The 6039-nt window shown below is 44.5% G+C and carries 6 protein-coding genes; 2 read left to right on the top strand and 4 right to left on the bottom strand.

The window, feature by feature from the left end; translation table 11 throughout:
- Nucleotides 1-867: 867 nt before the first annotated feature.
- Both C1Y43_RS23385 and C1Y43_RS23380 read left to right on the top strand, forming a co-directional pair.
- Complete coding sequence (locus C1Y43_RS23385) at nucleotides 868-2712, top strand: N-6 DNA methylase (RefSeq protein WP_104189857.1); 1845 nt, start codon at nucleotides 868-870, stop codon at nucleotides 2710-2712.
- Nucleotides 2709-3407: a restriction endonuclease subunit S gene (locus C1Y43_RS23380; RefSeq protein WP_158252680.1), complete on the top strand. Its 699-nt coding sequence runs from the start codon at nucleotides 2709-2711 to the stop codon at nucleotides 3405-3407. Before C1Y43_RS23385 ends, C1Y43_RS23380 begins: the two co-directional genes overlap by 4 nt.
- A gap of 135 nt (nucleotides 3408-3542) precedes the next feature.
- Here C1Y43_RS23380 and C1Y43_RS23375 read toward each other — a convergent pair whose 3' ends face one another.
- The 4 genes from C1Y43_RS23375 to C1Y43_RS23360 form a co-directional block, all read right to left on the bottom strand.
- Nucleotides 3543-3875, bottom strand: coding sequence for a gamma-glutamylcyclotransferase family protein (locus C1Y43_RS23375; protein ID WP_104189853.1), 333 nt, complete (start codon nucleotides 3873-3875; stop codon nucleotides 3543-3545).
- A gap of 386 nt (nucleotides 3876-4261) precedes the next feature.
- Entirely contained in the window at nucleotides 4262-4660 is a 399-nt protein-coding gene (mobA, locus tag C1Y43_RS23370; RefSeq protein ID WP_104189851.1) for a plasmid mobilization protein MobA, read from the bottom strand.
- 402 nt (nucleotides 4661-5062) lie between these two features.
- The gene (locus tag C1Y43_RS23365) at nucleotides 5063-5464 is read right to left on the bottom strand and encodes a helix-turn-helix domain-containing protein (protein WP_104189849.1); all 402 of its coding nucleotides are present in this window, start codon (nucleotides 5462-5464) and stop codon (nucleotides 5063-5065) included.
- 10 nt (nucleotides 5465-5474) lie between these two features.
- Nucleotides 5475-5654 (bottom strand): Rop family plasmid primer RNA-binding protein, encoded by a 180-nt coding sequence (locus tag C1Y43_RS23360; RefSeq protein WP_104189847.1) that lies wholly within the window; start codon nucleotides 5652-5654, stop codon nucleotides 5475-5477.
- Nucleotides 5655-6039: the final 385 nt, after the last annotated feature.

Below are 6039 nucleotides of genomic sequence, written 5' to 3'. Positions count from 1 at the left end.
GCTCTGCCGCAAAAACGGCGTCATCAAGAAACTGCTTCTCGGGCTTAGATACAACATGCAATCTTCCGGACATACATCCTCAAAATCAACCTCAAGGGCATCCCCTAACCCCCCAAGCCTAGCCCCCAAGTTCCCCGGTTTTCCATAGGCTCCGCCCTCCTGACGAGTTTCACAGAAATCACCGATTTCCGGTACTCAAATCAGAAGGACGAAACCCGACAGGACTTAAAGATGCCGGACGTTTCCCTCCGGCGGCTCCCTCGTGCGCTCTCCTGTTCCCACCGTACAGTGTACCCATGTCTTTCCGCTGTTATGGCCGCGTCTTCTCATTCCACGCCTGACACTGAGTTCTGCTTAGGTGGTTCGCTCCAAGCTGGGCTGTATGCACGAACTCCCCGTTCAGCCCGACTACCACGTCATGTTCAGGTAACTATTCTCTTGAGTCCAACCCTGACAGACACGACAAATCGCCATTGGCGGTAGCCATTGGTAAAAGGTTTGCGGAGCGATGTTGTCTAACAGACTTTACAAGAGTTCTTGAAGTGTTGGCCTGACTACGGCTACACTGGAAGGACAGTTTAGGTGACTGCGCTCCGCGAAAGCCAGTTACCACGGTTCAAAAGAGCGCCAACTCTTGAAAACCTTCGAAAAAACCGCCCGCCAAGGCGGTTTTTTTCGTTTCTTGCCAATGAGATTACCTTGGCCCTATCCTAATCTCAAGAAACTTTTCTGTTGCTTCCTTTTTCGTCAAGCATCCATAAATCAATAAATTTAAACGTAGTGGAAAAATTACACGGCACGTGTAAAATGCGATTTCGACTTTTAAAGGCTCTTTCAATAGTGCTTTAACTTTACTGAAGGTAACAGATGGCAAGCTTAGGTGAGTTTGATCTTATTCATCCAGACGATTGGTTATTTCAAAGCCATGGCGATGTAGCATCAGCCAGAAGAAGAGCTATAGATTGGGAAGCGAATCATGGTTCACTTGATGGAGCTCCAGATGCGATTGAAGAATTTGTTCGTCAATGGGTATTACATCGTTTAATAACAGTCTATAAGTACCCCCGTAGCTGGCTAGGTGAAAAGATAACCATTGAAGAATCAATTAAAATGGGTTCATCAGAAAAGCAGGCTGATATTACAATTAAAAATGACAATAGACGGCCTTTTTTAATTATTGAAACAAAATCTAGGAACTCTCCTCCTATAGAGTATAAGGAGGCAGAGCGTCAATTAGAATCGTATTTAGCTTCTACTCATACCGCAACCATTGGAATGGTAACCGATGGTGTAACAACAAAAAGCGTAAGAAAAAAAATAGACCCAAATGATTTTGACTATATATCTGACATACCTTTATATGGTGGTGATTTATCAGTTAAAGTAAAGCTATCAAGAGAATTAAATCATTTGAAGGACGGCCGAAAGACAGGCCTAACGCCGATAACTGAAGAATACAACAAACTATTAGTGGAATGTCATAATATTCTAAGAGATGTTGATGGCCTTCATGATGATGAAGCTTTAGATGAGTTATCAAAGATAATTTATGTGAAAATATTTGATGAAAGAAAAACAATAGAAAAACCCTTAGGAACAGATTTCGGTTTTCAAACATATGGTGCAGCTAACCCTTCAGAAGCAGCTTCTAACATTAGAGAACTTTATGAAGAGGCCAAGCAAAAAGAATTAGAAGTTTATAGCCAAAGAATACCAGGATATGAGCGATCAAGAGGAGTGTTTAAGGCTCCTATAAAGCTCAGCGATGTAGCTCTTTTCAAGGTCGTAGAGAAAATACAAGATTTTTCATTTGTTGATAGTAAGGCAGACATAAAAGGAACTGCTTTCCAAAAGGTTCTGGGATCAGCTATAAGAGCGGGTATGGGACAATATTTTACACCAGACCCTATTGTTGAGTTAGCTATAGGTTTAGTTAAGCCGACTGCGTCCGATGTGATTTTAGATCCCTTCTGTGGATCAGGTCACTTCCTTAGTAAATGCTTAGATTATGTTATGGATAACCAGCGTGAAACTCTAGATGACTATGGCATTCATCAATTTAAATTTTTCCATTTGCATGGCATAGAAAAATCAGATCGAATGGTTCGTATAGCAATGACTGATATGATGTTACATGATGACGGGCATACAAATATCAGAAACCTCGACTCTTTATTAAGCTTTGATAATTATCCTGACATTGTTTCCATAGGCGGTGATAATAATCAATCTCCTGAAGTTTTTGATATAATCATGACAAATCCACCATTTGGATCAATTATGCGACAAGAAGTTATGGGTATGGTCGGCAGGTTCGAGTTAGGGAACAAGAAAAAATCATTACCATTAGAAATCATAGGCTTAGAGAGATGCTTTCAGTTTCTTAAGCCTGGTGGAAAATTAGCTATAGTTCTCCCTGATGGTCTTTTAAAAAACAAGACATCTTTATTCGTAAGGGAGTGGGTTTTAAACAAGGCGAAATTAAAAGCCATAATTAGCTTGCCTGAAGAGACTTTTCAGCCATATGGCGCAATGGTAAAAACATCTTTGTGCATTTTCCAAAAAAGAAAGAAAAATGAATGCGCAAGTAAAAATAACGTTTTCCTTTGCGAAATAGAAAATATAGGTTTTGATGCCACCGGCCGAATTAAGCAAGGGAGTGAAATAAATAATGTTATTGAAGCATTCCATAAAATGGAGGGGTGGAAGTGAAAATAAAAATAGAGACTCAGGATAATCTTAGCCAGGAAGGGCGTTGGGATATTGATTACCACTTGCCTCCAGAAGAAATAAGAAAATTCAACAGGGAATTAATAAAAAATATTTCCGATGTTGCTTTTATTGTGAAAGAAAAAAGAGATCCAACTAAAAATCCTGATAAAATTTTCCAATATATTGATATTTCATGCGTTGACATCACATCAGGTACAATAGTATCCCCGCAAGAGTTAACGGGTGAAGAGGCACCATCGCGAGCACGAAAGGTTGTTATGAAAGAAGATATAATTATTTCTACTTGTCGCCCGACTAGGGGAGCAATAGCCATTGTTCCTTCTGAACTAAATGATCAGATAGCCTCTACAGGATTTAGTGTTATCCGTTGCAAAAAAGACAAAATCAACCCACTATATTTGCAATTTGTTTTGAAAATGGAGAGCACATTAGAGCAGTTCAGAAAATTCTCTACCGGGTCAAGCTATCCTGCCATATTAGATAGTGATGTAATGAAAACACAAATCCCAGTTCCTGACTTGGAACTTCAAGATAAAATAGCTAATTTTATTGATCAGGAAAAGAAAAATAGAGAAGAAAGCATAAGGTTGGCGAACAATAACTACTCAGATGCATTGCTTTTAGCTCAGAATAGTTTAAACGCCGGTACTTTTTCTGATAAAAGCAATCACTAAAAGCATAAATATGATGAGGTTTTAATCATATAAAGTGACCGGCTGAGAGCCGGTCACTTTCTTAGTTACAAAATTTACCATAACATCTCTTGGGCGAAGCATATAAAAACCCCACTCAAGGCGGGGTTCTCTGGCTCAGAGGTCGTTTTTCAACATGTAGATACAGGATTGGACACTCTGTCCGTCTTCGGTGGTTACCTCCACAGGCACGCGCTCATATTCTTCACCTTCAAATTCATCGAGCGCAGGCCAATGCTGGCTTAGATTTTCTGAGAAGAACACAAAGCCATTCACGCGATTACCGCTGTTATCCAACACAATGCCGGGGAAGCCCATCTCCGCTCCCCAGCCCTTATTGAGCAACGAGCCGCCAACATGCCCCTCAGTCCAACTTCCCCCGATTTGCTCAAGCACATGTGCGTTCGGACGACCTGGCCCCAGCGTGCCGTAGACAAACAGACTTTCCATTTTTACCTCTGATTTAAAGCCAAAAAAGCACTATACCAATATGAAAAAAAATGCGTCATCTTCAACGCGCTTTGCCAGCCATTCTCAGATTTAACATAAAAGTGCTTGCCCGCACCCCCTGAGAGGCCCTCAGTGCGATTCTGACGCGAGCGGGCCGTTTCCGGCACCTTTCCCTGTCCAGAATCATGAAAAACGCCCCTGATGATTCTGGTGCGGCTGCATGACTATGCACGGACATGAATAGCCGGGATTTTAGCAGCTAAAATCCTGTGGAACCGTCAAAAGCACCACTGAACCTCACGAATAACGGTGAACGGGTGCGCAATTTACTGTGCAACCGTGAGACGTTGGCCAGGCCCCTGGCGCGCCAGAAATCAGCCAGTTCTTTAACCGAAAGTTGAGGCCGCCTTGTTAATGGCATTCTTAATCGCCTCGAGGATATCAGTGTACTGACTGCTATGAATGCCGCCATCCTGAAACGCCAAAATGTTCTGCTGCTTCCCGAGGGTGATGATCTCTGAAACGAGTGCATAATCAGTTTTCACAGGGGTTATTCGGCGATGAAGCGAAATTCGCCGGATATATTCAGCAACAGTAAGGCCGCTTGCACGGGCACTTTCATGGATCTGCTCATACTCGTCTTCTGTACAGCGAACTTGTATCAGCTTCGTCTTTTGGCGGGGTTGTTTAATGCTCATCAGCAGGTCCTGGATGAATTGGGTGTCGGGGCGAAAGCCCTGACTAACTCGTTTTGTGATGCTGCCATCGAGATGGCGGTAGTACAAAACATTTCCTGTCCGGCGTTAAGTTTTCTGACCTGCTGCAGCCCCTGCGGCACGACGTCTGACGGCGATTTCCACAATCTGACGTGCACGTATTACGTGTTTTCATACGCCCTGAATGGGCTTTTAACTGCAACGCTGCCGGCGCGACTGCAGGCAGGTTTTATTAAAAAAGGAAAAAGAACGGCTCGGTATCGATGGCGACACAAGGAGACTGGTGTGTGGGTGGAGTCTGACGCAAGTCAGCCCGGCGTAAGCCGCGAACAGGTCAGCGACCTAAGGAAACCTCGCAAGAACTCAACAATTCGTCCCCCAATGCACAGATACCAGCTGAGTCGCAGGAAGCGCAGAAGCAACCACGCCGTCGGGGCCAGAATTACCGGAAAAGCAGGTGCTGTCAGCCGGCTATTTCCAGAACTGCCACCATTTGCCGCCAGGCAATACTGGCGGCGCTGTCTCTTTTTTATGTTCAAGAAGGTGGAGGGACTGCTTAAGGCTGTCGATATGCGACTCCTGAGCAGAAACCAGTGTACGGAGGTGTTCAACTTCCTGTTTCAGGCTATGAACGAGCTGTGCATTAGCTGTATCATTCACTGTAACACGCTGTTCAGAAACCTGTTCTATAGGCTGTCCAACAACAGTCGAAGAGATATCGCCGAAAACGCGTATAAGCTCTGATACATCTATCATTTTTGAGTTGCGCACACCTGAACAGGTAGACAGTTCACCTGTTTTGATAAGCCTGTGCAGCGTTGTCCTGCTTTTACCTGTAAGCCTAGCGGCCTCGCTGATAGATACTTTCGCCATGCGGATACCGTTATTCCTGATTTAACTTTGCCAGAAGGCCGACATGAAGACGCTCGGCGTCCTCATGAAGCCGTTCGCACATGTCAGCTTCCGTATCCAGGTCCAGCTCGTTGAGCTTCTCCAGCAGAAGAAGGCTTTGTCCCTGAATGAATTTTGCCATGTTCAGGGCGGTTTTATGATGTTTAATCACAGAAGCACTCCGGAGTTAACGTGCCACGGGCACAGAACGGATGAAATGACGCTTCCTCGGTTCCCTTGGCTACGCCAGACGAACGCTGCGGCGAGCGTTGCGGGTTAACGACGAAACGGCTTTGGCTTACTGCAAGTGAACTTAGCAGGCTGTCTCTCGTCCACAAGGGCCTTTTTCACGGCCTCGCGCGGTCACAGCAGTTGATTGCAGGCCACGCGAAGCACCTCTTTTTTTTCCAGACCGGACAGCATTTTGCCCGCTCTGCCGCAAAAACGGCGTCATCAAGAAACTGCTTCTCGGGCTTAGATACAACATGCAATCTTCCGGACATACATCCTCAAAATCAACCTCAAGGGCATCCCCTAACCCCCCAAGCCTAGCCCCC

It is taken from the genome of Pantoea sp. ICBG 828 (assembly GCF_002928355.1).
Classification (GTDB): domain Bacteria; phylum Pseudomonadota; class Gammaproteobacteria; order Enterobacterales; family Enterobacteriaceae; genus Pantoea; species Pantoea dispersa.
This window is presented reverse-complemented; position numbering and strand designations above follow the sequence as displayed.

Excerpts from the sequence above, each read along its gene's own strand:
- C1Y43_RS23365 (WP_104189849.1), bottom strand. The coding sequence starts at position 5,464 with ATGGCGAAAGTATCTATCAGCGAGGCCGCTAGGCTTACAGGTAAAAGC.
- C1Y43_RS23375 (WP_104189853.1), bottom strand. The coding sequence starts at position 3,875 with ATGGAAAGTCTGTTTGTCTACGGCACGCTGGGGCCAGGTCGTCCGAAC.
- C1Y43_RS23385 (WP_104189857.1), top strand. The coding sequence starts at position 868 with ATGGCAAGCTTAGGTGAGTTTGATCTTATTCATCCAGACGATTGGTTA.